At 60.2% G+C, this 22837-nt stretch carries 19 protein-coding genes; 11 read left to right on the plus strand and 8 right to left on the minus strand.

Annotation, left to right across the window (positions count from 1 at the left end; all coding sequences use genetic code 11):
- Positions 1 to 17: 17 nt before the first annotated feature.
- Complete coding sequence (locus tag DX908_RS12765; protein WP_116392690.1) at positions 18 to 896, plus strand: hypothetical protein; 879 nt, start codon at positions 18 to 20, stop codon at positions 894 to 896.
- Positions 897 to 984: 88 nt separating this feature from the next.
- On the opposite strand, the gene DX908_RS12770 is transcribed toward DX908_RS12765, so the two are convergent.
- The 4 genes from DX908_RS12770 to bcp form a co-directional block, all read right to left on the minus strand.
- Positions 985 to 1668 carry a bactofilin family protein gene (locus DX908_RS12770; RefSeq protein ID WP_116392691.1) on the minus strand — a complete coding sequence of 228 codons (684 nt, stop codon included), beginning with the start codon at positions 1666 to 1668 and terminating at the stop codon, positions 985 to 987.
- Positions 1652 to 2971, minus strand: a complete 1320-nt coding sequence (locus tag DX908_RS12775) for a peptidoglycan DD-metalloendopeptidase family protein (RefSeq protein ID WP_158548755.1) — start codon at positions 2969 to 2971, stop codon at positions 1652 to 1654. The genes DX908_RS12770 and DX908_RS12775 overlap by 17 nt, the downstream gene beginning before the upstream one ends.
- A gap of 233 nt (positions 2972 to 3204) precedes the next feature.
- A complete protein-coding gene (locus DX908_RS12780; protein ID WP_233508691.1) occupies positions 3205 to 4002 on the minus strand; it encodes a ferritin-like domain-containing protein in 798 nt (265 codons plus the stop codon).
- Entirely contained in the window at positions 3995 to 4459 is a 465-nt protein-coding gene (gene bcp, locus DX908_RS12785; RefSeq protein ID WP_116392694.1) for a thioredoxin-dependent thiol peroxidase, read from the minus strand. The genes DX908_RS12780 and bcp overlap by 8 nt, the downstream gene beginning before the upstream one ends.
- 183 nt (positions 4460 to 4642) lie before the next feature.
- On the opposite strand from bcp, the gene DX908_RS12790 reads away from it, so the two are divergent.
- The 7 genes from DX908_RS12790 to rodA all read left to right on the plus strand — a co-directional run bounded on the left by DX908_RS12790 (position 4643) and on the right by rodA (position 14742).
- Complete coding sequence (locus DX908_RS12790) at positions 4643 to 8083, plus strand: DUF3971 domain-containing protein (protein WP_116392695.1); 3441 nt, start codon at positions 4643 to 4645, stop codon at positions 8081 to 8083.
- 79 nt (positions 8084 to 8162) lie between these two features.
- A complete protein-coding gene (locus DX908_RS12795; RefSeq protein ID WP_116392696.1) occupies positions 8163 to 8909 on the plus strand; it encodes a TVP38/TMEM64 family protein in 747 nt (248 codons plus the stop codon).
- Positions 8910 to 9041: 132 nt separating this feature from the next.
- The gene (locus DX908_RS12800) at positions 9042 to 10079 is read left to right on the plus strand and encodes a rod shape-determining protein (protein WP_116392697.1); all 1038 of its coding nucleotides are present in this window, start codon (positions 9042 to 9044) and stop codon (positions 10077 to 10079) included.
- A gap of 104 nt (positions 10080 to 10183) precedes the next feature.
- Positions 10184 to 11098, plus strand: coding sequence for a rod shape-determining protein MreC (gene mreC / locus DX908_RS12805; RefSeq protein WP_116392698.1), 915 nt, complete (start codon positions 10184 to 10186; stop codon positions 11096 to 11098).
- Complete coding sequence (locus DX908_RS12810; protein ID WP_116392699.1) at positions 11091 to 11612, plus strand: rod shape-determining protein MreD; 522 nt, start codon at positions 11091 to 11093, stop codon at positions 11610 to 11612. Before mreC ends, DX908_RS12810 begins: the two co-directional genes overlap by 8 nt.
- Positions 11609 to 13585: a penicillin-binding protein 2 gene (mrdA, locus tag DX908_RS12815; RefSeq protein ID WP_116392700.1), complete on the plus strand. Its 1977-nt coding sequence runs from the start codon at positions 11609 to 11611 to the stop codon at positions 13583 to 13585. The genes DX908_RS12810 and mrdA overlap by 4 nt, the downstream gene beginning before the upstream one ends.
- Positions 13585 to 14742 carry a rod shape-determining protein RodA gene (rodA, locus tag DX908_RS12820; RefSeq protein WP_116392701.1) on the plus strand — a complete coding sequence of 386 codons (1158 nt, stop codon included), beginning with the start codon at positions 13585 to 13587 and terminating at the stop codon, positions 14740 to 14742. Before mrdA ends, rodA begins: the two co-directional genes overlap by 1 nt.
- Positions 14743 to 14789: 47 nt before the next feature.
- Here rodA and DX908_RS16350 read toward each other — a convergent pair whose 3' ends face one another.
- Entirely contained in the window at positions 14790 to 15155 is a 366-nt protein-coding gene (locus DX908_RS16350) for an Hpt domain-containing protein (RefSeq protein ID WP_158548757.1), read from the minus strand.
- A 157-nt stretch (positions 15156 to 15312) separates the two neighbouring features.
- On the opposite strand from DX908_RS16350, the gene DX908_RS12830 reads away from it, so the two are divergent.
- A complete protein-coding gene (locus DX908_RS12830; RefSeq protein WP_158548759.1) occupies positions 15313 to 16809 on the plus strand; it encodes a sodium-dependent transporter in 1497 nt (498 codons plus the stop codon).
- Positions 16810 to 16812: 3 nt separating this feature from the next.
- On the opposite strand, the gene pip is transcribed toward DX908_RS12830, so the two are convergent.
- The gene (gene pip / locus DX908_RS12835) at positions 16813 to 17769 is read right to left on the minus strand and encodes a prolyl aminopeptidase (protein ID WP_116392703.1); all 957 of its coding nucleotides are present in this window, start codon (positions 17767 to 17769) and stop codon (positions 16813 to 16815) included.
- Between the two features lie 162 nt (positions 17770 to 17931).
- Here pip and DX908_RS12840 point away from each other — a divergent pair, with 162 nt between their 5' ends.
- On the plus strand, positions 17932 to 18591 hold the full coding sequence (locus DX908_RS12840) for a hypothetical protein (RefSeq protein WP_116392704.1): 660 nt from the start codon (positions 17932 to 17934) through the stop codon (positions 18589 to 18591).
- A gap of 4 nt (positions 18592 to 18595) precedes the next feature.
- On the opposite strand, the gene DX908_RS12845 is transcribed toward DX908_RS12840, so the two are convergent.
- A complete protein-coding gene (locus DX908_RS12845) occupies positions 18596 to 19225 on the minus strand; it encodes a TetR/AcrR family transcriptional regulator (RefSeq protein ID WP_116392705.1) in 630 nt (209 codons plus the stop codon).
- A gap of 110 nt (positions 19226 to 19335) precedes the next feature.
- On the opposite strand from DX908_RS12845, the gene DX908_RS12850 reads away from it, so the two are divergent.
- The gene (locus DX908_RS12850) at positions 19336 to 20550 is read left to right on the plus strand and encodes an MFS transporter (protein ID WP_158548760.1); all 1215 of its coding nucleotides are present in this window, start codon (positions 19336 to 19338) and stop codon (positions 20548 to 20550) included.
- Here DX908_RS12850 and DX908_RS12855 read toward each other — a convergent pair.
- Complete coding sequence (locus DX908_RS12855) at positions 20547 to 22829, minus strand: adenylate/guanylate cyclase domain-containing protein (protein WP_116392707.1); 2283 nt, start codon at positions 22827 to 22829, stop codon at positions 20547 to 20549. The two genes, DX908_RS12850 and DX908_RS12855, sit on opposite strands and share 4 nt — an antisense overlap.
- Positions 22830 to 22837 lie beyond the last annotated feature (8 nt).

A 22837-nucleotide genomic window follows, 5' to 3' on the forward strand; every position in this document is an offset into this window, starting at 1 on the left:
GCGAGTGAAGGGGCGGGATGAAGGTGAATACGCTGACATCGGGGACGACCGTCGCGGCCGTGGCGGCACTGGCTGTTGTGGCATCGCTGACCAATCAGGGGCTGAAATCACCCGCTGATGAAACGCCGCCGCAGACGCTGAAAGGCGAAATCATCGAGGAGGGCGCGCCGGTCCTGACCGAAGCGCGCACGGCCCTGCGGCCTGATTTCTCCGTGTCCCTCCTTTCTGAAACATCCGGGGCCATCCATGAGGAGGGCGGTGACATAGAATTCTGTGTGCCGCTGGTTTTCCCGGAGGCAACGTGCCTGCCTCGCGACCGGATCCTGAAGCTCGATGGACGGCCCATCGATCGGCTGACGCCGGATGGAGCGCCGCGTTTCGACAAACTCCTGATGGTGCATCCGACCGACTTCCGTGAGCCTGAACGTGAGGTGCGCACCTGCGAAGTCTTTGCCCGTCTCAAATCAGAAGAGTGGGGCGCGATGACGACCGCCGGCATGGCGGCCGAAGCCCGCTTTGAGCGCTATTGCGGCCTGATGGCGCTGGCGCGGGTCGCCCAGCCAGCACGAACTAGCCGCTTGTCTGATAAGGGACTGACGGAAGCGGAAATCGAAAGCGTGCCCGGTGAAGCTTGGCCGCATTTCGGTGAGCGCTTCAGCGACAGCCCGATCTTCTCGCGCGACGAAAAGGATGAACGGCGTTGGAACGGCAATACCGAGACCCTGCTGATGACGGTGCAGGATATTGCTGTCGCCGATTTTGACGATGACGGTTTTGCCGAGCGCCTTCTGGTGGTTGCGGGCAGGGCGCGGGGCGGCAGTGCCGGGTTCTCCAGCTTCATGCTGTTCGAGCATGACGATCAGGGTGTCGGATTACGTCAGGTCGTCTGGGAATAAGACGACCCTCATCACCAGCTTTCCCACCCCAATAAAAAAGCGCGCCCCGAAAGGCGCGCTCTTCTTTCCCAGGAAAAAATCTTGGTGCTTAGCGAAGCGTCGATGTCGCCGGGCGCTTGAGAAGCGGGCGATCGGCGACCGGGTCATTCCGGGTCGGCATCAGCTCACGAGCGCGAGGTGCCTCAAGACGGGCAACCGGACGGCGCGGGGCTTCTTCTTCGACGACTTCTTCTGCGAAGTCCTGCTGCGTGGTTTCTTCTTCAACCGCAGCGGAAACAGGCGGTGTCACCGTCTTGCGCGGGGTGACGAGTTTGGCACCTGAGCCGCTGAGCGGATCGTCGGAATGCTCGCTCGAGCCGTCGAAACGGGCGCCGCTCTCAATGGTCAGGGATTTGTGCGTGATGTCGCCTTTGACGAAGGCGGTGGAGGCCAGTTCGACCTCAACAGCGCGGATCGAGCCTTCGACACTGCCGGAGACGCGGACTTTTTCCGCCATGACTTCGCCATCGACACGGGCGCCGTCACCGATGACCAGACCTTTGGCCTTGATGTCACCGTCGATCTCGCCATCGAACTGGACTTCGCCAGCGGATTCGATCGATCCCTTGATGACGACGTCACTGGAAATGATGGAAGGCACACCGGCGGGGCGGGAGGAACTCCGGCCACGGCCACGGCCATTATTCTTTTTGGTAGAGTCCTCAGCGTCAGCCATCACTTGCTGTGCTTCGATGACTTCCTGCTGGTTGTTCGACTTAGCTTTCGAAAACATAACGCCCTGCCTCAATGAACTTCAGTGGGTCGATCTGGCGTCCACGATAATGAATCTCATAGTGAACGTGATAACCCGTACTCCGGCCTGTACTGCCCAATAGGCCAACTTGATCATGCAGATTCACCGTCTGGCCCGCTCGAACGGTGATCCTGTTCATATGTGCAAAACGTGTTTTGAAGCCATTCCCATGGTCGATTTCGACCGTATTCCCAAACCCACCACGTCTGCCAGCAAACGTTACCCTCCCTGGGGCGGTCGCGACAAGCGGTGAATTGCGTGGAGCGGCAAAATCGAGCCCTTTATGTGCAGCGCGAACGTTCTTTTTGACAGGATCCCACCGCATCCCGAAGCGGGAGGTCATGCGATGGCGGACTTTGATGGGGGTAGAGAGCGGCACGGACTCAAGTGCGGAGTTCAAGGTGAGAAGCTCTTCGTAAATTCCCTCAATGCGGGCAGCGCTTTTGAAATAGGCATTTCCGCCCGCAACGCCCTGCACCGGAATGAGGGGGCCGCCCTGACCGGTCAGCTCGTCCTCGCCTGTCGCGGCGCTTGAATCCGCAAGCGCGGAGAGGCGGTGACGCTCGACCAGCGTATCAACATCGATGCCCGTGTGATTGAGGATCTGCGACATCTCCCGAATGGAGTAGCGCATGTCTTCTTCGAGGCTTGCCATCAGGACGACCTGCTTGGCGGAGAGCTCTGCCGTTTCACGCCGCATGGTCGAGAGGACATCGTCATCAATGCCTTCGGCGACCCGCTGGTTCATGATGCCCTGAAGGGCTTCGTCACGGAGAGAAGAGGTACGCGACTGGCGCGGGGTGGGCTCACGGCCCACCGGATCGATCATCAGGCGGTTGGTGGAGCCCGGCTCCTTGCCGCCCGGCGCGCCGACTTCGGAAAGCGTCTTGGCGAGGGCATCATAGCGGCGGTCGGCGGCGGACTTGTTCTCAACGAGGGCGCGGAGCGTCTCGTGCTGGCGATTGAGGCCGGAGATCGTCGCCTCGAATTCGCGGGAATAAATATAGTTGAGCGCGTTCACCTGATCATAGGCGGTTTCCGCGGTCTGCAGGCGGCGGCGATAGGCGGCTTCCTGGTCGCGGCGCTCCTGATCTTTGGAGACGATGATCTGCTCTTTGAAGACCACGTTGACCGATGCGTAAGCGACCCAGAGAAGGGCGACGCCAAGCACGGTTGCCATGAGAATTTGCGTGCGCGCAGAAAGCTTTACGAAGCGGACAATGCCCTCAGAGCGGTGATAAATCTGGCGTTCACGGAACAATTTGCCGAAGGCTCGTTCCATGCGACCATTATCGCGACCCATCGTAATCAGCCCTCAGCCGTTGCCCGAACAGGGGATTGCAGATCTTGGCATCGAGCCGAAAATCGTAACCTGTACCCACCTGTTACAATAACACACACAATGTGCTCCTGATGCAAGACTTGGCACACAGCCAAATCCAAGAATTATCTATTTGACATGAAAACACGGGCGTTCGGTTAATGTCGGTGGAAAACTTGCGCGGGCCTGCCGATTTAAGATTTGGCGAGGGCTTCATACCATTGGCGCTCAAATCCCGCTTCCTCTCTGGCTTCATCATTGAAAGGACGCTTCAGGCCGCCCGGAAAATGCTGCTCTACCAGTGATTTGAAGATTTCCGCAGGACTTTGTTCATCCCCAGAACAGCAATGCCGGAACCATCTGATTCCAGTCGCGACATGGCCGATTTCCTCGGTGTAAATCACGGTGAGAACCTCGGCGCTCGAATCGTCTCCAGCCCGGCGCAGGCGCTCGATCATGCCGGGCGTCACGTCGAGCCCTCGTGCTTCAAGAACGAGCGGCGCAATCGCCAGCCGGGCTTTGATATCGAACGATGTCCGGGCGGCGGCATCGAAGAGGCCTTCATGCGCGGGCAGGGCACCATAGCGGGTGTCCATCTGCTCCAGACGGTCAGCCACCATCAGGAAATGGCGTGCCTCATCGGACATGACCGATAGCCAGTCAGCCACGAATGAATCCCGCTCCGGCAGGGGAATCACATGCGCGAATCGACCAGCCATATCGGCGGCGAGATCAATGGCATTGAGCTCGATATGCGCGATGGCATGCATGAGCGCCTGCCGCCCTGCTAGCGAGCCGAGCCCGCGTTTCGGCATCTCATTCGGGGGCCGCAAGGGCGGTTCATCGCGCCGAACGGGTCTCGGCCAGTCGGACAGCGGCGAATCGGGAATGCCCGAAACGCCTTCATTTGCGAGCTTGAGGGCGAGTGCGGCCTTCTCTCTGGGATCGACGGCTTTGAGAATCTCACCCAGCGGGAGCCGTGGATCAGCCATGCGCTTTGACGGCATCGAGAACCTTCTCGACATGCCCGGGCACGCGGACTTTCCGCCAGACTTCCAGGATCTTGCCGTCCGGGCCGATCAGGAAGGTCGACCGCTCGATCCCCATGTATTTCTTCCCATACATGTTCTTCTCGACCCAGGAGCCATAAGCCTCGATCACCTTGCCGTCCTCGTCGGAGGCAAGGGGAACGGTCAGCTCATGCTTGGCGCGAAATTTGGCGTGTTTCTCCGGGGTATCCTTGGAGACACCGAGCACATTAGCGCCCGCTTTCTTGAATGCCCCCAGCATTTCGGAGAAGCCAATGGCCTCTTTCGTGCATCCAGATGTGTCATCCTTGGGGTAGAAATAGAGCACCAGCATCTGCCCCATGAAATCCTTGAGAGAAACCTTCCCGCCATCTTCGGTAGGCAGAGAAAAATTGGGGGCCTTCTTGCCGGCTTCGGTCATCCTTACGCTCCATTTGAGGCAAATCGCAGCTGATTTGCGGGACTGGCTTTTCAGTTCGGGCGCTCTATCAGGGACAATCCGTTTTGTAATCGGGACGATGCTGCGTCACTCTGGCCAATCAGGAACAGCTTCGTTACGATATCACGTCTCCATGGGCAGGGGGCAAGGGTAATCGCGGGCAATATGGACGAACCGGCCAAGCCGACACAGACAGGAAAGACGCGTGCCGTCCGCCGGGTGGCCCGTTTCGGCCTGCACGGTTTCGCACTACTCTTTGCGCTGAATGCCTACTTCATCGCGGGGCTGTTCTTCATGGTCAGCGGGGAGGGGATTGTCTTCAATTCCCTGCATGAGCCCGTCGAGAAAGCCCTGACCGAGAAAGCTGGTGCGCAAGCGGTTGAGATCGGCGAGGTGCGCCTGATCCGTGATGCGCGCGGGCGTCATCCTCTCAAGCTGACGGTCACTGAATTTCGCATGGATCAGGGAGGTGGCCGTATTGTGGAGTTACCGAAAATCTCCATGCGGATTGATGGCCCCTCCATGCTGCGCGGGCGGGTCCTGCCGAAATTCGTCGAGATTGATGGCGCGACGGTCGAGATCGTCCGGCGCGAAGATGATCTCGATGTTGGCGGCAGTCTCGATGTCGAGGAGCTGATCCGTCTGGCGAGCCTCATTTCCGATGTCTCGGGCGGTTTCGAAGGCGCCGTCCTCAACGAATTCACTTTTGCCTATGCCGATATCGAGGCGGGCACGAGGTTCCGGGCCGAAGGCGGGACCGCTTCGCTCCGTGTTGAGAATGATGATTATGACTTCACCATGGTCGTCCCCTTCGAGGAGGCGGACGGCACAAAAGGATCGCTCAGCCTCAATGCCGCGACCCGGCCAAGCCATGGCAGCTTCACGGCGGAGCTTCTCTTCAACAGGGCGCCGATGGCGGAGCTGCTTGAAATCTTCTTTGCTGATAATGAGCAATTGTCTTTCGACGTGCCGGTTTCAGGCAATATCCGCGCTGCGGGCAGCGTCATTCAGGGGCTGTCGCGCCTCAATATCGATCTCAGCGTGGGTGAGGGGACCGTTAAACTCCGTGATGCGGAACTGCCAGTGGCCGCGCTTGATCTCAAAGCCAGCCATAATGTCCTGTCGCGGACATTGACGATAGATAGCCTTGGTTTTGACGCGGCGGGCGCCGCTGGCAATCTTGCCGGCACGGTCACTTATGAGACCGCGACGAGCGGCATGTCCGGGATCGATTTCGACCTTCTGGCAGATCAGGTGACGGTGACCCAGGAGGGCATGTTTGATGGCCCCGTGCCGCTCGAAAACGTCACGCTCGTCGGCGGCTATGATGTCGCAAGCCATGAGATCCGTCTTGAAAATCTTGAGGCGGATTATTTCGATGCGAGGCTGAAAGCGGAAGCGAGCCTGCGCCGCGAGGACGGGGCAGGCATTCCTGCGATCAAGGCGCAGGCCAGCATTGATGGGCACCTGACGGTTGAGCAGGTCTTGCGCGGCTGGCCGATCCCGGCAGCGGACGGCGCGCGCCAGTGGGTCGTCTCTGGCATGCCGAAAGCGGACGTCTCAGGCGTCACTTTCGTCATGGATGTACCGGCAAACGGCTTCACGCCGGAAGGTCTCTCAGAAGACGCGCTCGTCGATCTGAACTTCCGGGCGGAGGATGCAACGGTCATCTACACGCCCGGCATGACGCCGGTGACGGGGCTCAATGCAACGGGCCGCATTCTTGGCAACAGCTTCTCCGTGACAGCTGATCGTGGCCGGATCGGTAAAGTCCGGATCACCGGCGGCGGTGTTGAGATGCCTTATCTTGTCCCCAAAGGCGGCCCCGGTATCTTCACGGTCAAATTCGATGGTCAGGTCTCGGACATTCTCGGGATCGTCGATGAAGAACCGCTCGGCTATATTTCCGAGGCGGGGTTTGAGCCGTCATCTTTCGAAGGCATGGGCGAGTTTACCCTGACCCTTGTCAGGCCACTCCTCTCCTATGTTCCGATTGAGGATTATGAATTCAACGGCAAGGGCAGCTTTACGGGCGTGACGTTCGAGCCTTTCGGCGCGACCCTGCCGCTGGTCGATGGCAGCGGCACGGTTTCTCTCACTGAAAAAGGGATGACGATCACCGGGCTTGCCGATGCGGCGGGCATTCCCGCAAGCTTTGAATGGAGCCGTCCGTTCGGGGACCGGATCACCCAGACGCTGGTGGCGGAAGCGAAGATCAGTCCACGGACGGCGGATGCTTTTGGCCTGCCGTTGCGGCGATTCCTGCGGGGCGAGGTCAATACGCGCATCTCGGCAGAGGGCAATAAATCCGGCTTCCAGAAAGCAGCGTTTGAAGCGGACCTGACGCCGGCGGCCCTGTTCCTTGAGAATGGCCGCATCCTGAAACCCGAAGGCCAGCCCGGCCACGCGGCGGTCAATGTCGCGCTGCCCGGTCAGGTGCCGGTCATTCAGGTCGAACGACTGGCCTTCACCATGCCCGGCGCGAATTTCGAAGGGAATGCCCGGTTTACCCCGCAAGGTGGTCTGATCGACATGGACCTGCCGCGCATCTGGATGGATGGGGTCGCGGATATGAGTGTCCGGTTGACCCGGGATGACAGGCGGGTCAAACTCTCCGTGTCCGGAGATTATGCCGATGCCTCGGGGCTGATCGACAATGTCCTGTCTGCCAGACCGTCAAAGAACGGCGGCAATCTTCCGGGCGGGGTCGATCTTGACGTCTCGCTCGCGCGGGTGGGCCTGAAGGGGTATACGGAGCTGTTAGACGTTGAGGTGTCCGGCCACCATGATGGCGCGGAGATGGCCCGCCTGACGGCAAAAGGCGTCTTTGAAGGGGGCGGCCAGCTTGATGTCGTCCTTGGCGAGAACCCGGCAGGGCTCGGTGAGGATGTGACGATCACGACGGACCGGTTCGGCCGTCTTCTCAATGGTGTCTTTGGCATAACCTCCGTTCTTGGCGGCGAAGTGAAGATGACCGCGACCTTCATCGATGAAGGGCCGATGGCGGGCCAGTTCGAGGCCACCAACCTGACGCTGCGCAATGCGCCGACCGTTGCGAGACTTCTCTCAATTGGCTCACTCGATGGGCTCGCCAATGTTCTCAATGGCGAGGGGCTCGAATTCGATCATCTCAAGGGCGACCTTCAGCTCAAAGACGGGGAGCTGAAACTCGTCGATGCGCAATTGACCGGCTCGGCGCTCGGCCTTTCCGCAAACGGCGCCGTCAATCTCGAAAGTGAGAGCTTCAACCTGCATGGCGCGGTCGCGCCGGCCTATCGCGTCAACTCGATGTTCGGCTCCCTGCCGGGTCTCGGCGATCTCTTCGTCTCTCGGGATGGCGAAGGCATTTTCGCGCTCGCCTACCGCGTCGAAGGGCCAATGGCGGATGCAACGGTGCAGGTGAACACGCTCGCGGCCCTTACGCCGGGCATCTTCCGGCGGGTCTTTGAGCCGGTCGGCGATGAAGAACCGACGACAGCCGAATTGCTCAAAGCGGCGGAAGAAGCGGCAGGGGATCTGGCAGCGCGAGATTTCCTATCGACGCCGGAGCTCCTCAGGGAGTATGAGCGCGAACAGACAGTGCGGGATGACCTGCCTTCGCCATAATCCGACATGACCGGGTCGATGCCGCAGCCTGCGGCACGCCTTCGGGCAATGTAGAGTGACTGATGCCCCTGGGGTTTTGATGCTATCCTTATTCAAGAAAATCGGCCGTTTCCTGAACAATATGGATGCCAAGGCGATCACGTCGCTGGCCGTGACCGTGGCCTTGCTTGGGTTCGTCGTGATCATGCTGGTCTATGGGACGGACTGGCTCGGTATCAATCAGTCGGCCGTCAACAACATCATGAATAATGTGGCGAACAGCCCGTTTGCGCTGTTCGGAGTGATCGCGGTTTTCTGTGCGCTGGCGCTGACCGGTTTCCCGCAGACACTCCTGTTTGCCGGGACAGTGGCTGTCTTTGGCGCGACCACCGGCGCGTGGTTTTCCTGGATTGCGACTCTCTGCTCGGCGACCCTGACCTTTTATCTGGGCCATCTTTTCGGCGCGCGGTTTGTCCGCAAGCTGAGCGCCGGCAAGGCAAAATCCATGATCGAAGTCGCCCAGAACCATGGGATACTGGCAGCGATGATCATCCGCTGGATTCCGTCAGCGCCCTTCATCGTCATCAATTCGATCTTTGGTGTCGCCTCCGTGCCGTGGTGGAAATTCATTGCGGGCACGGCGGTCGGGATCATTCCGAAGATCCTTGTCGTTTCTTTCTTCACCGATCAGGTCGATGAGTTCCTCGGCTTCTTTCAAAGCCGGGATCCGAAGGATCTTGGGGTCATCGCGCTCGTGGTCGTGCTCTGGCTTGTCTTCCTGCTCTTTGTACGCTGGCTCTACATGCGGCTGCGGCGAACGACTTTATCGGGCCTCGATGGCGAATAAATAAGCTCCCCGCCTTATTTTGCCGTGCTATTTACGGTTAATAAGTCTGTCTGTGCGTATTCTGCCTGCTGCTAGGGGTGCTAACCGCCGCCTGACTGCCGGGCGGCACCACACTGAAGGAATGTACGCGCCATGTTGTCTTCATTTTTTGGCATGTTGTCCGCCGACATGGCCATCGACCTCGGGACGGCGAATACGCTGGTCTATGTGAAGGGCCGGGGGATTGTCCTGAACGAGCCCTCCGTGGTTGCCATCGAGACGCGAAATGGCCGCAAGATCGTCCGTGCCGTTGGTAATGAGGCGAAAGAGATGCTGGGCCGCACGCCCGGCGCCATCGAAGCCATCCGCCCGATGCGGGACGGTGTCATCGCCGACTTCGAAGTCGCTGAAGCGATGATCAGCCACTTTATTCGCAAAGTTCACAACCGCCGCTCATTCGCGAGCCCGCGGATCGTCATCTGCGTGCCCTCAGGCGCTACCGCCGTTGAGCGCCGCGCCATCATGGAATCAGCGCTCTCTGCCGGGGCCCGCCGGGTCGACCTCATCGAAGAGCCGATGGCGGCAGCCTACGGCGCCAATCTACCGGTCTCAGAGCCGACAGGCTCGATGGTTGTCGATATTGGCGGCGGCACGACGGAAGTCGCGGTCCTCTCGCTCGACGGCATCGTCTATTCGCGCTCCGTCCGCGTGGGCGGCGACACGATGGATGACGCCATCGTCAGCTATATCCGCCGCGAGTTTAACCTGCTGATCGGCGAGGCTTCGGCCGAACGGATCAAAAAGGAAGTCGGCTCGGCGAAAATCGACGGCGACAACAAGGAACGCGCGATCCAGATCAAGGGCCGCGACCTGATGCACGGCGTACCGAAAGAGGTTCGCCTGACGGCCGCGCAGGTCTGTGAAGCCCTTCGCGAGCCGGTCGCCCAGATCATTGAAGCCGTGAAGGTCGCGCTTGAAGCGACCCCGCCGGAACTCGCTGCCGACATCGTCGATACGGGCATCATGCTCACCGGCGGCGGCGCGCTTCTGAAAAATCTCGACCAGGTTCTGCGCGATGAGACGGGCCTGCCGGTCTCGATCGCAGAAGACGCGCTCTCCTGCGTGGCCCTCGGCACCGGTGCGGTTCTAGAAAACAGCCGGATGCGGGCCAATCTTGCATCGACCGGCTGACCGGACATTATCTTGAATACTTGCCGGAAACACGCCTAACAGAAGGCATTCCGGCAATTCACAGGGGATCTGGGCAGGGCTCCTTGCCGTAGTATGAGCAGTCGATGGCAATTTTTGACGAACTCAAAGGGTCGCTGACGCCGAAACGCCATCCCCGCCGGACGGGGATCGTCTTTTTCCTGTCGCTCTCACTCTCGATGACTGGGCTCAGTTTCTACGGCGCGCAGGCAAGCGTTTTCGAAAAGGCGCGTGAGACGGTGCTCGATGTCTTCGAGCCTGTTCTGACGGCCTTTGGCGCGCCCGCACGCTGGATCGGTAACCGGGTCGGCAATGTCGAGGATTATTTCCGTATCTATGCGGAGAATAAGCGCCTTCGCGAAGAGAATGCCGAGCTGCGCGTCTGGATGCAGGACGCGCTGAGCCTGCGCCGCCAGATCTATTATTACGAGCAGTTGCTCGAGACCAAACAGCCCGAACCGGCAACCTTCATTGATGCGAGCGTCATCGGCGAGAATAACGGCCCCTATGACCATGCGCTGATCCTCAGCGCGGGCCGCACCGATGGCGTGAAGCCCGGGCAGGCGGTCGTCGACGATGGCGGGCTTCTCGGCCATGTCATCACATCGGGGAGTTCCGCCGCACGCATTCTTCTGGTCACGGATTATGAGAGCCAGGTTCCGGTCTTTATCGAGGATCTTGAGGTCGAAGCGCTGCTAGCAGGTAGGTCGAGCGGTATGCCGGTGCTGGAGATTTTCTCTGAACGCCGGGCCGTGCCGATCAAGCCGGGCGGGCGGATCGTGACGTCAGGCGCGGACGGTCTGTTGCCGCGCGGCCTGCCGGTCGGGGAGGTGGCGCGCGTCGTAGACGGGGTCGTCTATGTCGATCTCTTTGCCAACACCCGCACGCCTGATCTCGTCCGAATCGTCGATTACGCATTCCCCTCAGATGTTGAGGATCCCGCTCCAGAACAGAGTTCCTCCTTGGGTGGGGCAGAGGGGCCGGCGAGTGCCGATGGTTGATCAGTACGCGGTCAGGCGCGCCATCCGTGCGGCAGGCCCGTCGATCGCGCTTTTTCTTGCCGTCATCCTGCTCGTAACCCCGTTACGGCTCTTTCAGGGTTATGTGCCGACGCCCTGGCTGCCGATGATCATCATCTTTCTCTATGCAGTTTATGAGCCTGAAGCCTTGCCGCCAGTCGTTGTCTTTGCGGCAGGGGTGATGCATGATCTGCTTTACGGCGCGGGGATCGGGGTCTGGGCGAGCGTCTATCTGGGCCTGCAATATATGGTCTATTCGCAGCACGAATATCTCGATGGCCGTTTGCCGCGGGTCGTCTGGGCTGCTTTCGCAGTGGCCGCGACGGTCGCGGCACTCGCGCTTTATCTGCTGCGGTCGTTTCTGGCGGGTGGTTTTCTGCCCATGGCACCGCTCTTCTACCAATTATTCATCACCGTAGCCGTTTACCGGCTCGCAACCATGCTGTTTTTCTATTTGAGGGCCCGGGCCAAACGGGCTGAGGAAGAAGCCGTATGAAAGTCGAGCCGTTTGATACCCAGCGCCAGACCGCGTTTTCGCGGCGCTCCGCGCTGTTGTCCGGCGGGATGCTCGTGCTTTTTGGCGGGGTCGTCTATCGACTCTTCGACCTTCAGGTCCGCCGCTATGACGAATTCGCCGCCAAGGCAGATGATAACCGCTTCAAGCAGCGTGTGGTCGTCCCCCGTCGCGGCGACATGCTCGACCGCTATGGCAATGTGATTGCGACCAGTCGGCAGAACTTCCGTATTCTGCTGATCCCCGAAGATACCGACAATATCCCAGAATCGATTGCGCGGCTTGAAGAGATTGTACCCCTTAGTGCCCGGCAGGAAGAACGCCTCCTGCGCGATATCACGGCCAAGAAGAACCAGTCCTTCGTGCCGGTTGAGGTGATGGATAATCTCAGCTGGGATGAATTCTCCGCTGTCAATTTCCGCCTGCCGCGTCTGCCCGGCATTTCAACCGAGGTCGGTGAGACCCGGTTTTATCCGGATGGTGAGCACATCTCTGCTATTGTCGGGCATGTCGGGGCGGCGGACAGCCGCGATCTGGCGAATGCGGAAGATCAGGCTAAACGACTTCTTTATCTCCAGCCCGGCTTCAAGCTCGGCAAGCTGGGGCTCGAGAAGAAATATGATACAGAATTGCGCGGGCAGGCGGGCACACAGACCGTTGAGATCACGGCGGCTGGCCGCGTCATCGATGAGAATGACCACAGAGGCAATGAAGCTCTGCCGGGCACCACGCTTTCGCTGACCATCGACACGGACATCCAGGCGAAAGCCTATGAAGTGCTGTCTACGGATTATGGCGAATATCCTGAAGGGACCGAAGGGCCGGGGGCGATCAGCGGCGCGGCGGTCGTCATGGATGTCGTTAATGGCGATGTCATCGCGCTTGTTTCGACGCCCGGCTTTAACCCGAATGACTTTGCCAAGACGGTTGGATCTTCGAAGCTACGCGAGCTTGAAACCTCTCCGCTTCACCCGATGCTCTGTAAGCCGATTGCCGGGGCTTATGCGCCCGGCTCGACCTTCAAGATGCTGTCGGCGATCACAGCACAAGAGGCAGGTATCTCGCCGTCGACCCGTTTCGGCTGCTCAGGAAAATTCTGGTATGGCGGGCATGAGCATAACTGCTGGAAGCAGGGCGGACATGGCGCGGTCGACATGGTCAACTCGCTCAAACATTCCTGCGACGTCTATTATTATAACGTGGCAACGCGGGTTGATATCGATCACATCGCCGAAGTCGCCAAACGCTTCGGGCTAGGACAGAAATTCGACCTTGGGCTTTCCGGACAGGTTTCAGGCATCGTGCCGAGCCGGGAATGGAAGCGGAATTTCTACCGGACGAATCCGGACAATCAGACCTGGTTCCCGGGTGAGACCCTCTCGGTCGTGATCGGGCAGGGCGCTGTGACGTCGACACCGTTGCAGCTGGCCGTCATGTCGGCGCGGATCGCAACCGGCAAGGTCGTCACGCCACGGATTGTCAGAGGCATCGGTGATAGTTTCGTGGAGGATCCTGTCTTTGAGACGCTCGCGGGGGATCCGGAGCATCTCGACATCGCCCGTCAGGGCATGGATGCTGTGGTCAACCAGTGGGGGACGGCGGCCCGCTCATCTTTGATGCCGGATTTCCGCATGGCCGGGAAGACAGGCACGAGCCAGGTCCGCTCACTGCAGATCAATCCCGCGACCGGCCGTCCTTTCCAGAACCATGAGCTTCCTTGGCGCCAGCGCGACAACGCATTGTTCGTGGCCTTCGCGCCTTACGATAATCCGCGTTATGCCTGCGCTGTAGTCGTTGAGCATGGCGGTTCAGGCTCCAAGGCTGCAGGCCCTCGTGCGCGCGACCTCATGCGGGCGGTCCTTGAGAAGGATCCCTCTAACCCCGCAAAGAACCCGCTCTATTATCCGTCCGGCACCGGAGCGAACCGCATTGCCGCGCTGGAAGGACAGGGCTGATGGCAAAGGAAGCCTTGCGCGTTCCGACCGCTGAGCTTGACCTTCAGGAACGCATCCTGAGGCTCCATTGGCCCTTGCTGCTCGTTCTCTGCGGTATTGCCGGGATCGGAGTCATGACGCTTTACTCGGTGCCGCAGGGGCACTGGTCGCCCTATGCGGCGCAGCACCTGATCCGGTTTTTGGTCTGTCTTGTGGGCTTGGCGGTGGTTGCGGTCATCCCGCTCCGCTTCTGGCTGTCAGCGTCCTATCCGATTTATTTCGGTGTGCTGGTCCTCCTTCTCCTCGTGCCGTTTATCGGGGAGATGAATAATGGCGCACGACGCTGGATCGACCTTGGCGGGTTTCAGCTCCAGCCTTCCGAGATGATGAAGGTTGCCGTCGTCATGGCACTGGCACGTTATTATCACGGGCTCGAATTCAAGAAGGTGTCGACTATCCTCGGGATGATCCCGCCGCTCGCCATGGTTGGGGTGCCGGTCGGGCTTGTCTTCATCCAGCCGGATCTGGGGACATCGCTGCTGATCGGTTTCTCCGGCCTTTTTGTGATCCTGCTGGCGGGGATCAGCTGGCGGGTCGTTATTGTCGGGATTTTTACCGCGCTTGCCGGGATTGTTGTCGCCATCCAGACTGGGCTCCTGAAGGAATATCAGATCGAGCGGGTGACGGCCTTCCTCAACCCGGATCATGATCCTCTGGGGGCGAACTTCCACCCTAATCAGTCGAAGATTGCGATTGGCTCAGGCGGAGTCGAAGGGAAGGGGCTTCTTGAGGGCACCCAGAGCCAGCTCGGCTTCCTGCCCGAGAAGCACACGGACTTTATCTTCACTATCTATGGAGAAGAATTCGGCCTGATCGGCACGACCATTCTGCTTGGGCTTTATATACTAGCATTCCTTCTGACCGCGCGGATCGCAGGCGCCGCCCGAAGTCACTTCGGCCGGCTGATGAGCCTCGGGATCGGGCTGACCTTTGTTTCTTATGTGCTGGTCAATACAGGGATGGTCATGGGACTGGCGCCCGTTGTCGGGGTGCCGCTGCCGCTCGTCTCATATGGGGGGACGGTCATGCTCGCCATGATGGGCGGCTTTGGCCTTGTCATGTGCACCTGGGTGAACCGTCATCAAGATACACTGCGGACACAAGGATGGCGGCGCTAAGAACCCGCCGCCTTCATTCATTCAGTCATTTTAAAAATGCGGTGACCTCAACCGTAGCGGTTGAGGATCTCTTCGATGGCCGCGCGTGTGTCGGCGATATCGCTGAGGAAGCGGGCGATGCCGTCGCGGGCACGCTCAAGCTCACCTTCCTTGGCAGCAAGTTCTATCTCTTTAGCACGATCTGCCATCAGCGCGGCGCCGATATTGGCCGAAGATCCTTTGAGCGTATGGCCAATCCGGATCAGGCCCGGCTTGTCATCAGCAGCAAGGGCCGCGTTCAGCTGTTCGCAGAGCTCGTCGGTCGAGGTCCAGAAAGCGTCTAGAATCATCTTCACGCCTTCAATGCCCGCCGCTTCGGCTAGGCCGCCGATCTGGCTTTCATCGATAACCGATGCGGTTACAACAGACATCATTCTCGCCTCATTCTTCCCCAACCGCGTGGAATATCTCGCAGATCGCCCCACGGATCGATTGAACCCGGGCCAATCATTGCTAAGACGGGTAAAGTAACGGCTAACCGCGGCATGAAAATTGATGTTTCGCGGCATAAAAAGGGCTGAGGGGCATAAAATGGCAGTATCGGGCAGCGCGAATCCGCAAGAACACTGGTCGGGACGCGCAGCGTTCATCCTGGCGGCAGTGGGCTCCGCAGTGGGCTTGGGCAACCTTGTCAGGTTTCCCTATGTCGCTGGTGAGACGGGCGGGGGGGCATTTGTGCTCTTCTATCTCGTCTGCATCCTCTTTATCGGCCTGCCGGTGCTGTGCGCCGAGCTGATGATCGGCCGCCGAGGCGGCGGGTCTGCCGTTGCAGCCATCGCCCGTCTTTCAAAATCAGAAGGCAAGTCAGGTATCTGGACCATCGTCGGATGGCTCGGGATGATCTCGACCTTCCTGATCCTGACCTTCTATTCGGTGCTGGCCGGTTGGGTGCTGCATTTCGTTCTGCTGTCGATCGGTGATCTGGCGGGCGCGATTGGAGAGAATGGCCTTGGCGCCATCTCCAGCCCGGCTTTCGAGGCCATGTCGAAAGACGACATCTCCTCCCAGCTTGGTGAGCTTCTCACTCAGCCTGTTCGCATGATTATCATGCACGGCATCTTCATCATCGTGACGATTGCGATCGTCATGCGCGGTATCAAGGGCGGGATCGAAGTCGCGGCCAAAGTGCTGATGCCGATCTTCTTCATTCTGCTTCTGGCGCTGACTGTTTCCTCGCTGATCAATGGCGATGCAGGCGCAGGCTTTGCCTTCCTCTTCCAGCCGGACTTTGAGAAATTCGGCGCGGCATTGTCGGATGGATCGATCCTTCTTGACGCTATCGGGCAGGCTTTCTTCTCGCTCAGCCTCGGCTCCGCGATGATGATCACTTACGGTCTCTATCTGTCGCGGGAAGATCAAATTCCGGGGGCGGCACGGGCTGTTGCATTTGCTGACACAAGCGTCGCGCTGATTGCCGGTCTGGCGATTTTCCCGATCGTCTTTGCGGCGGGCCTCAACGAAGCTGCTGGCTTCTCGCTGCTCTTTAACTCGCTTCCGCTGGCATTCCACCAGCTGCCATTCGGCGGTATTTTCGCCATCGCCTTCTTCATCATGACGCTCTTTGCGGCGCTCACCTCATCGATCGCGCTTCTCGAAGTGACGGTGGCGATTGCGGATGGTGACGTTGATGTTGATCCAGCCAAGCGGGACCGTCGCCGGGTGCAGGGCGCCATCGTCATTGGCCTGATTGCCTTTGGGATTGGTGTCGCGAATGCGCTCAGCCAAGTGTCTGGTGTCGAGACCTTCTTCAACACCTGGCACCCGCTTGATTTCATCCCGCTCTTTGAGGGGCTGGTGCTGCTCGATCTTATTGATCAGCTGACGGCGAATATCCTGCTGCCGCTTGGCGGCTTCTTGACTGCGATCTTCGCGGGCTGGGTCGTCTCCGGCTCAGCAGCGCGCGAAGAACTCAACTTCAACAGCGAGCGGACCTTCAAGATCTGGCGGTTCCTTTGCCGCTGGGTCTGCCCGCTCTTTGTCGGGCTGGTGCTGGTTTACGCTGCGATCATCGCCCCGATGCTTGGCTGATCCTCAGCGAAGATCTGAAAATCTGTCTGTGGCAGCGACGAGCTCGGCAACGATGCCGGGCTCGCTTGCTGCGTGACCGGCGTCCGTCACGATTCGCAGATCCGATCCCGGCCAGGCTTCATGAAGCTCAAGCGCTGTCTTCATCGGGGTGACGACGTCATAGCGGCCCTGCACGATGACGCCGGGGATGTTCTCAAGCGAGGAAGCCTCATCGAGAATCCAGCCATCGCGCTCGAAAAACCCACCATGCACAAAATAGTGCGCTTCGATCCGGGCAAAGGCGAGGGCGAAATGCTCACCGGCAAAACTCGACATCCGCTGCAATGAAGGTTGCAGAGAAACGGTCGACCCTTCCCACACGGACCAGGCTCGGGCGGCCCTGAGCCGCTCTTCCGCATCGTCGCCCGTCAGCCGACGGTAGTAGGCGGCCATCATATCATCGCGCTCTTCTTCGGGGATGACATTGAGAAAATCCCGCCAGCTATCGGGGTAAATCCAGTTTGCGCCTTCCTGATAGAACCACAGGAGCTCTTCGCGCCGGAGCGTGAAAATCCCCCGCAGGACGAGCTCGGTCACCCGGTCCCGGTGGGTAAGGGCGTAAGCCAGCGCCAGCGTCGAGCCCCATGAGCCGCCGAAGACCTGCCACGCCCTGATTCCCAGATGCGTCCGCAGCTTTTCCATGTCGGCGACGAGATCCCAGGTCGTGTTCTCCCGCAGATCGGCATGGGGCGTCGATCGCCCACAACCCCGTTGATCAAAAAGGATGATTCGATATTTCGACGGATCGAAGTAGCGCCGCATGGAAGGGGTTGAGCCGCCCCCCGGGCCGCCATGGCAGACAACAACGGGTTTTCCGGCCGGATGTCCGCAGACTTCATAGTAAATCTCGTGGATGGCCGAGACCTTCAGGCGTCCGCGTTCGATCGGATCGATGGCCGGGTACAATTTTCTTCCTGTCATCTTGCGCGTTTGCCCTTTGCTTCGGCATTCTTTGTGTTAGGGTTTCGAAGGGTTGAACAAGATACGAATGCTCACCGCCCGATTGAGGGTTCGGTAATAGCATCCGGAGTAGGGGCGTCTACCGGAGTGGTGGGAGCTCACTTGGGTAACTGGGCAGGTATAATGACGTTACGGGCATACGTTTCACGTTGGTTCACCTTTCTCGTTCTCGGCTTCGCAGCCACCGGCTGTGCATCCGTTAAAGTCTCGATCCCCGGCATGGGTGATAAGGCTGAAATCGCCGACACAGGTTACTCCGAGCGCGTCGCGCTGATTGATGCGGCAGATGACCTTTCCCTTCATCCCTGGGGCGATACCCCTGACAATGGCTTCGTGAACGTCCTGTTCGGGACGGTGTCGGATAATCCGCAGGAACGGGCCGTCAAAGATTATATCGCAACGATTGAACGCCGGGGCGAAGATCCCGTGGCTGGCGTTTTCGCCGATGCTGACCTCTCGCTTGCCCATGCCCGCCGCGTCGTCGAAGCCGGTCGTCAGGCCATGGGCGCAATCACGCCCGTGCCGTCCGATATCGCAACGCTCGAACGGGCGATCAGCGATACCCGCGAATGCCGGACCATGTATGTTGCCGCGCTCGAGACGCTCGAACGCCGTGACTGGGACGTCAGCCGCACCGATATCCTTGTCATCCGGGACGCCTTCACTCAGACCATTGATGATATGGGCGTGACGGCTGACCTCGTGGCAGAGCGTGTGGCAGCTGTTCAGGGCCGGGATCGTTTTGCCGAGCACCGCCCCGGCAGCGATACGGGCGGCGAATAAGCCCTCAGCCTTTATTCCAGGGTTCACCGCTTTCCAGCGCCCGAACGATCGCGCGGGCGACCAGCTCAATCTGAGCGGCAATATCTTTTTCCGTGGCTAAAAGCCCCTGAGGGCCGACTGAGATCGTCACGATCCCGTGAATGGCTGCCCATGTCGCGCGGGCGGCCAGCTCCTTCTCCGCAGGGGAGGCAGGACCCGGCACATCGGTAAGGACCGCCGCTGCTGTGCCGAGGAGCGACCGCTCTTTCTCACGATACCATTTGGGTACGGAAGGTTTGTTGCGCCGGTTGAAGGCCAGCACGCCTGACCACAGACCCTGATTGGCCGTCACGAATCTCAGATAGGCGCGGCAAAGCGCCAGAACGCGGTCGATGGGTTCGGCCTTGTCGCCGGTCTTGGCGATGGCTTCCTCGATGACCGCCAACAGCTCGTCATAGACATCCGCATTGACGAGGAAGAGCAGCTCATCAAGCTGCCCGAAGAGATTATAGATCGAGCCGACAGAGATCCCGAGCCGGACCGCAAGGACGCGGGCCTTGACCTGTTCGGGGCCGCCCTCGGCGAGAAGCTGCCTTGCTTCTTCTTTCGTCCGTTGGCGGAGTTCATCTGTCGTGGGTTTCTGTGATTGTGACATGAACCCATTTTGGCACCGCCCGCAGGTCTGAACAAGGTTCAATGTTTGGCCTTGAAGCGCCGGGCCAGCTCAGGCAATGGCGCGGCTCCCGAGACAAGGAATCCCGACCCGTGGACCGCCCGCATTTCAATGCCGATGTCCTGCGCAAGCCCGTATCGCCGCGGCTTGCCTTCTCGGGCTATTATATCGGGCAGTTCCTCTTTCTTGGCGTCCAGCTTCCTTTTTACGCTGGCTATCTAGATGCGAGAGGGCTCTCGCCTGCGACCATCGGCAAGCTGGTCGCCATCGCGCTGGTCCTGCGGCTGATCTTCGCGCCGATCATTGCTTTTCAGTCCGAAAAGCTGACCCATCCGCGCAACGCAATGATCTATGCCAGCGCAGGGCTCACGCTCTCTTGCGCGCTGGCGCTCGTTGCGCCGGGCGCGGCGGTGCTCTCCATCGCAACCATCGGGCTTCTTTTCTCCTTCGGCCTGATCATGCCGCTGACGGATGCGGCCGTCTTGCGGGCCGACAGGCGGGGGGAGCTCTCTTATGGTCCTGTACGGAGTATCGGATCGGCAAGCTTCATTGCCGCGAACCTGATCGGCGGCGCGGTTATCTCTGTTACCGACGACCGCATGGCGATCATCTGGATGACGGTCGCGGCCTTCATCGCCTTGCTGCTTGCTTTCAAACTGCCCAAGGACGGCGCGAATGACGCGCCCCGGCCCAAGCCGGATTTTAAAAAGGCGCTCATTCTCTTCCGCTCCCGGAGCTTTCTTTATCTCCTGTTCGCCGCGGCCTTCGTGCAGGGCTCGCATGCGGTTTATTACGCTTTCTCGGAGCTGTCCTTTTCTGCGGCGGGCTATCCGTCATGGATCATCGGCTGGATGTGGACCATCGGCGTGCTGGCCGAGATCGTCTTTCTGGCGAAGGGCAAGAAGCTGATGATGCGGCTCGGGCCGACCGGGCTCCTTTTAATCGGGGCAGCAGGTGCGATCCTGCGCTGGCCGTTATTGGGGCTGAATCCGCCACTCCTGATCTTGTTTCCCGTCCAGATCCTGCACCTGGCGACCTATGCCGCGACCTATATGGCGACCGTCGAATTTGTCGGCGAGGCGGTGCCCGAAGAATACCGGGCAACGGCGATGACGATCATCGCATCGCTCGGGATCGGCGCTGTGACGGGCGTTGCGACCATGCTGTCAGGCTATATCTTTGATCCGGTATCCCCGTTCAAAGCTTACGCGGTGATGGGCATGATGGGCGGTGCGGGCCTCATCCTCGCCCTGATGCTGCGGGCACGCTGGGATGGCGGCACGCTCCACGCCGTCAAAGATGCCTAAAGCGTGATGGTCTCAACCAGCGTGGACTGATCATCCTCATCCATGCCGCGTGCCTTTGCGAGACGGGCTTCGAAGAGATCGACATAGACATCCGGCACACCGGGAATGGCGCGCAGGCGCTGGAGTTGCAGGGTCGCTTTCGCCAGATCGCCCGTGCGCCAGTTCATCACCAGCTCGCGCTGAATGTCTGCCAGCTGACGGAAACTTTTTGAGGCTTTGAGGAACGGATTGCCGACAAGGCCATAGACCGTGCGCGGCTGTTCTTCCGTCGACAGACGCAACACATCGAGATCAAGGAACGCATAATGATGCCGCAGGGCATCAAAGATCACGTCATCCGTGATGATCGTCGGGCCATATTGCGTCGCCCGGCGGCGCAGCGAGGAGGCAAGGCCGACCGCATCTCCGATCACGGCATAGCGGTTACGGTTGCCGCGGCCGACCGGTCCCGCAAAACAGGTCGAGGAGGCAAGCCCGATCTCGATGCTCGTATCGGCAAAGCCTTCGTCGAGCCCGCGATTGCGGACAGGGGCGAGGGCAGCCGTCTGCAGGTCTTCTGACAGTGAATTGATGTCATCGATCATGCGCAGCGCGCAGGCGCACGCCTTTTCGACCGGATGGTCGATCGCTTCGGGCACGTTCCAATAGGCAAGGAGACGTCCATCTTCGCCGAAATCGACCGTGCCCTGATGGGCAAGGATCGTCCGGCGGAGAGCATCATTCGCAGCTGCCGTGAAGCGGATGAAATCATCCGGGCGCGATTTGAATTTCTCTGCGGTTTCCTCGGGAATGCGCAGCCTGCTTGAGAGGACGACGACCTCGCGGCGCACACCGTTAAGGAGGCGCCCGCCTGCGCGGGTCTGCAGCTTGGCCATGGTTTGCGGCGGCAGGGCACCGTGAAAGGCCCCGCGCAAGGCGTCATCGCGCATCAGGATATTGCCGATCACGACGCCGAGAATGGTCAACGGCGCACCGATGGCGGCGGCAGCAATCGGGGTCGGATCGAGTAACATGCCGGTCCGGCCAAAGAGGGCAAAAAAGCCAGCGGCGGTGAGAAGCGAAATCGCAATGCTCGTCAGGACCACCATGCCGGGCTTGAGATACATGGCGGCCCCGATCGCCGCGAGACCGGCAAGAATCGCAAGGAAGGCCTCTGCCATGCCGCTCCAGCCGGGGCGCAGCGGGGCAACGCCCGCAGCCAGCTGTTCGGTCAGGTGGGCATGGACCTGCGCAATCGTCATCTCCCCGCGAGAGGTCATCACGCGAGAGCGCGGCGAGACGCTTTCCCCGATAAAGACAACCCGGCCATTGAGCGGCGTCGTCCAGGTGCCGCCTTCAAAGACGCGCCAGGCCTGCACGGTCGGCAGATCGAGCTCGCGTGGCAGCCAGAGGCGGACACCGGCCCGCTGATCAAGGCGCAGAAGCTTGTCGGTGCCATAGGTCATCTCGACCGGCGGGGCGCCGTCCTGCCGCAACTGGCGGGAGGCAATGCCGAGGTGAAGCGTGCCGTCGCCCATCACGAAGGGCGCAAACCCCGCTGCCGGGACCGGGCGCTGGTCGAGTGTCCAAAGAATCGGGGTGCGCCGGACAATGCCATCAGGGTCCTGCGGCAGGCTGGTGACCGAAATCATGCCCGTCTCGGCAAATCCGGGATCGACAACGGAGAAGACGGGCGCAGCGGGCAGGGCGACATATTCGGTCGTCCGGTTCGGGCCAGCCGTCAGCCAGTCGGTGGTGCCGACATCGCTGCGGTCCCAACCGGTGGTGGCAGCGGGCGAAGGCCCCGCGCCATAGGCGGTTGGCAAAGCGCGCCCGGCATCGGCAAGGGCGGCATTGGTCGTCGGCAGGCGGGACAGAGCCTCAAGAGCAGGGCCAGTCGTCTCGTCGGGCGGGAAGAACCCGGCAATCGCATCGGGAGAGAGGGGATCGGTCCCTTCAACAGGCACCGCAATGATCACCCCGCGCGCGCCCGCGCTGGCGGCTGAATCAACAAGCCGTGCCAAGGCGCTTCTCGGCCAGGGCCATGGGCCACGGGCGGCAAGGCTTTCCTCATCGATATCGACGATCGCAACGCCTGGATTATCTGCCGCAGGGCGGGCCGCCGTCCGCATGAACAGGTCAAATACGGCCTCGCGCGGCTGTGCGCCGGGGGCCCGAGCGAACATCACGGTCGAAAGCGCGATCAGCAAAACCAGAATTGCTGGCGGAATAAGAATAAGTCGCGGGCGCTGTTGCAGCCTTTGTTCGAGCATCGCTGTCCCTTCAGCACCCCAATCCATACCCCAGG

It is taken from the genome of Parvularcula marina (assembly GCF_003399445.1).
GTDB lineage: Bacteria > Pseudomonadota > Alphaproteobacteria > Caulobacterales > Parvularculaceae > Parvularcula > Parvularcula marina.

Coding starts and splice junctions, on each gene's coding strand:
- bcp (WP_116392694.1), bottom strand. CDS start 4,459: ATGACCGAAGCCGGCAAGAAGGCCCCCAATTTTTCTCTGCCTACCGAA.
- DX908_RS12855 (WP_116392707.1), bottom strand. CDS start 22,829: ATGGATTGGGGTGCTGAAGGGACAGCGATGCTCGAACAAAGGCTGCAA.
- DX908_RS12795 (WP_116392696.1), top strand. CDS start 8,163: ATGCTATCCTTATTCAAGAAAATCGGCCGTTTCCTGAACAATATGGAT.
- DX908_RS12790 (WP_116392695.1), top strand. CDS start 4,643: ATGGACGAACCGGCCAAGCCGACACAGACAGGAAAGACGCGTGCCGTC.
- DX908_RS12775 (WP_158548755.1), bottom strand. CDS start 2,971: ATGGAACGAGCCTTCGGCAAATTGTTCCGTGAACGCCAGATTTATCAC.
- DX908_RS12840 (WP_116392704.1), top strand. CDS start 17,932: ATGACGTTACGGGCATACGTTTCACGTTGGTTCACCTTTCTCGTTCTC.
- DX908_RS12770 (WP_116392691.1), bottom strand. CDS start 1,668: ATGTTTTCGAAAGCTAAGTCGAACAACCAGCAGGAAGTCATCGAAGCA.
- DX908_RS16350 (WP_158548757.1), bottom strand. CDS start 15,155: ATGATGTCTGTTGTAACCGCATCGGTTATCGATGAAAGCCAGATCGGC.
- DX908_RS12810 (WP_116392699.1), top strand. CDS start 11,091: ATGGTTGATCAGTACGCGGTCAGGCGCGCCATCCGTGCGGCAGGCCCG.
- DX908_RS12845 (WP_116392705.1), bottom strand. CDS start 19,225: ATGTCACAATCACAGAAACCCACGACAGATGAACTCCGCCAACGGACG.
- DX908_RS12800 (WP_116392697.1), top strand. CDS start 9,042: ATGTTGTCTTCATTTTTTGGCATGTTGTCCGCCGACATGGCCATCGAC.
- DX908_RS12780 (WP_233508691.1), bottom strand. CDS start 4,002: ATGGCTGATCCACGGCTCCCGCTGGGTGAGATTCTCAAAGCCGTCGAT.
- mreC (WP_116392698.1), top strand. CDS start 10,184: ATGGCAATTTTTGACGAACTCAAAGGGTCGCTGACGCCGAAACGCCAT.
- pip (WP_116392703.1), bottom strand. CDS start 17,769: ATGACAGGAAGAAAATTGTACCCGGCCATCGATCCGATCGAACGCGGA.
- rodA (WP_116392701.1), top strand. CDS start 13,585: ATGGCAAAGGAAGCCTTGCGCGTTCCGACCGCTGAGCTTGACCTTCAG.
- DX908_RS12830 (WP_158548759.1), top strand. CDS start 15,313: ATGGCAGTATCGGGCAGCGCGAATCCGCAAGAACACTGGTCGGGACGC.
- DX908_RS12765 (WP_116392690.1), top strand. CDS start 18: ATGAAGGTGAATACGCTGACATCGGGGACGACCGTCGCGGCCGTGGCG.
- mrdA (WP_116392700.1), top strand. CDS start 11,609: ATGAAAGTCGAGCCGTTTGATACCCAGCGCCAGACCGCGTTTTCGCGG.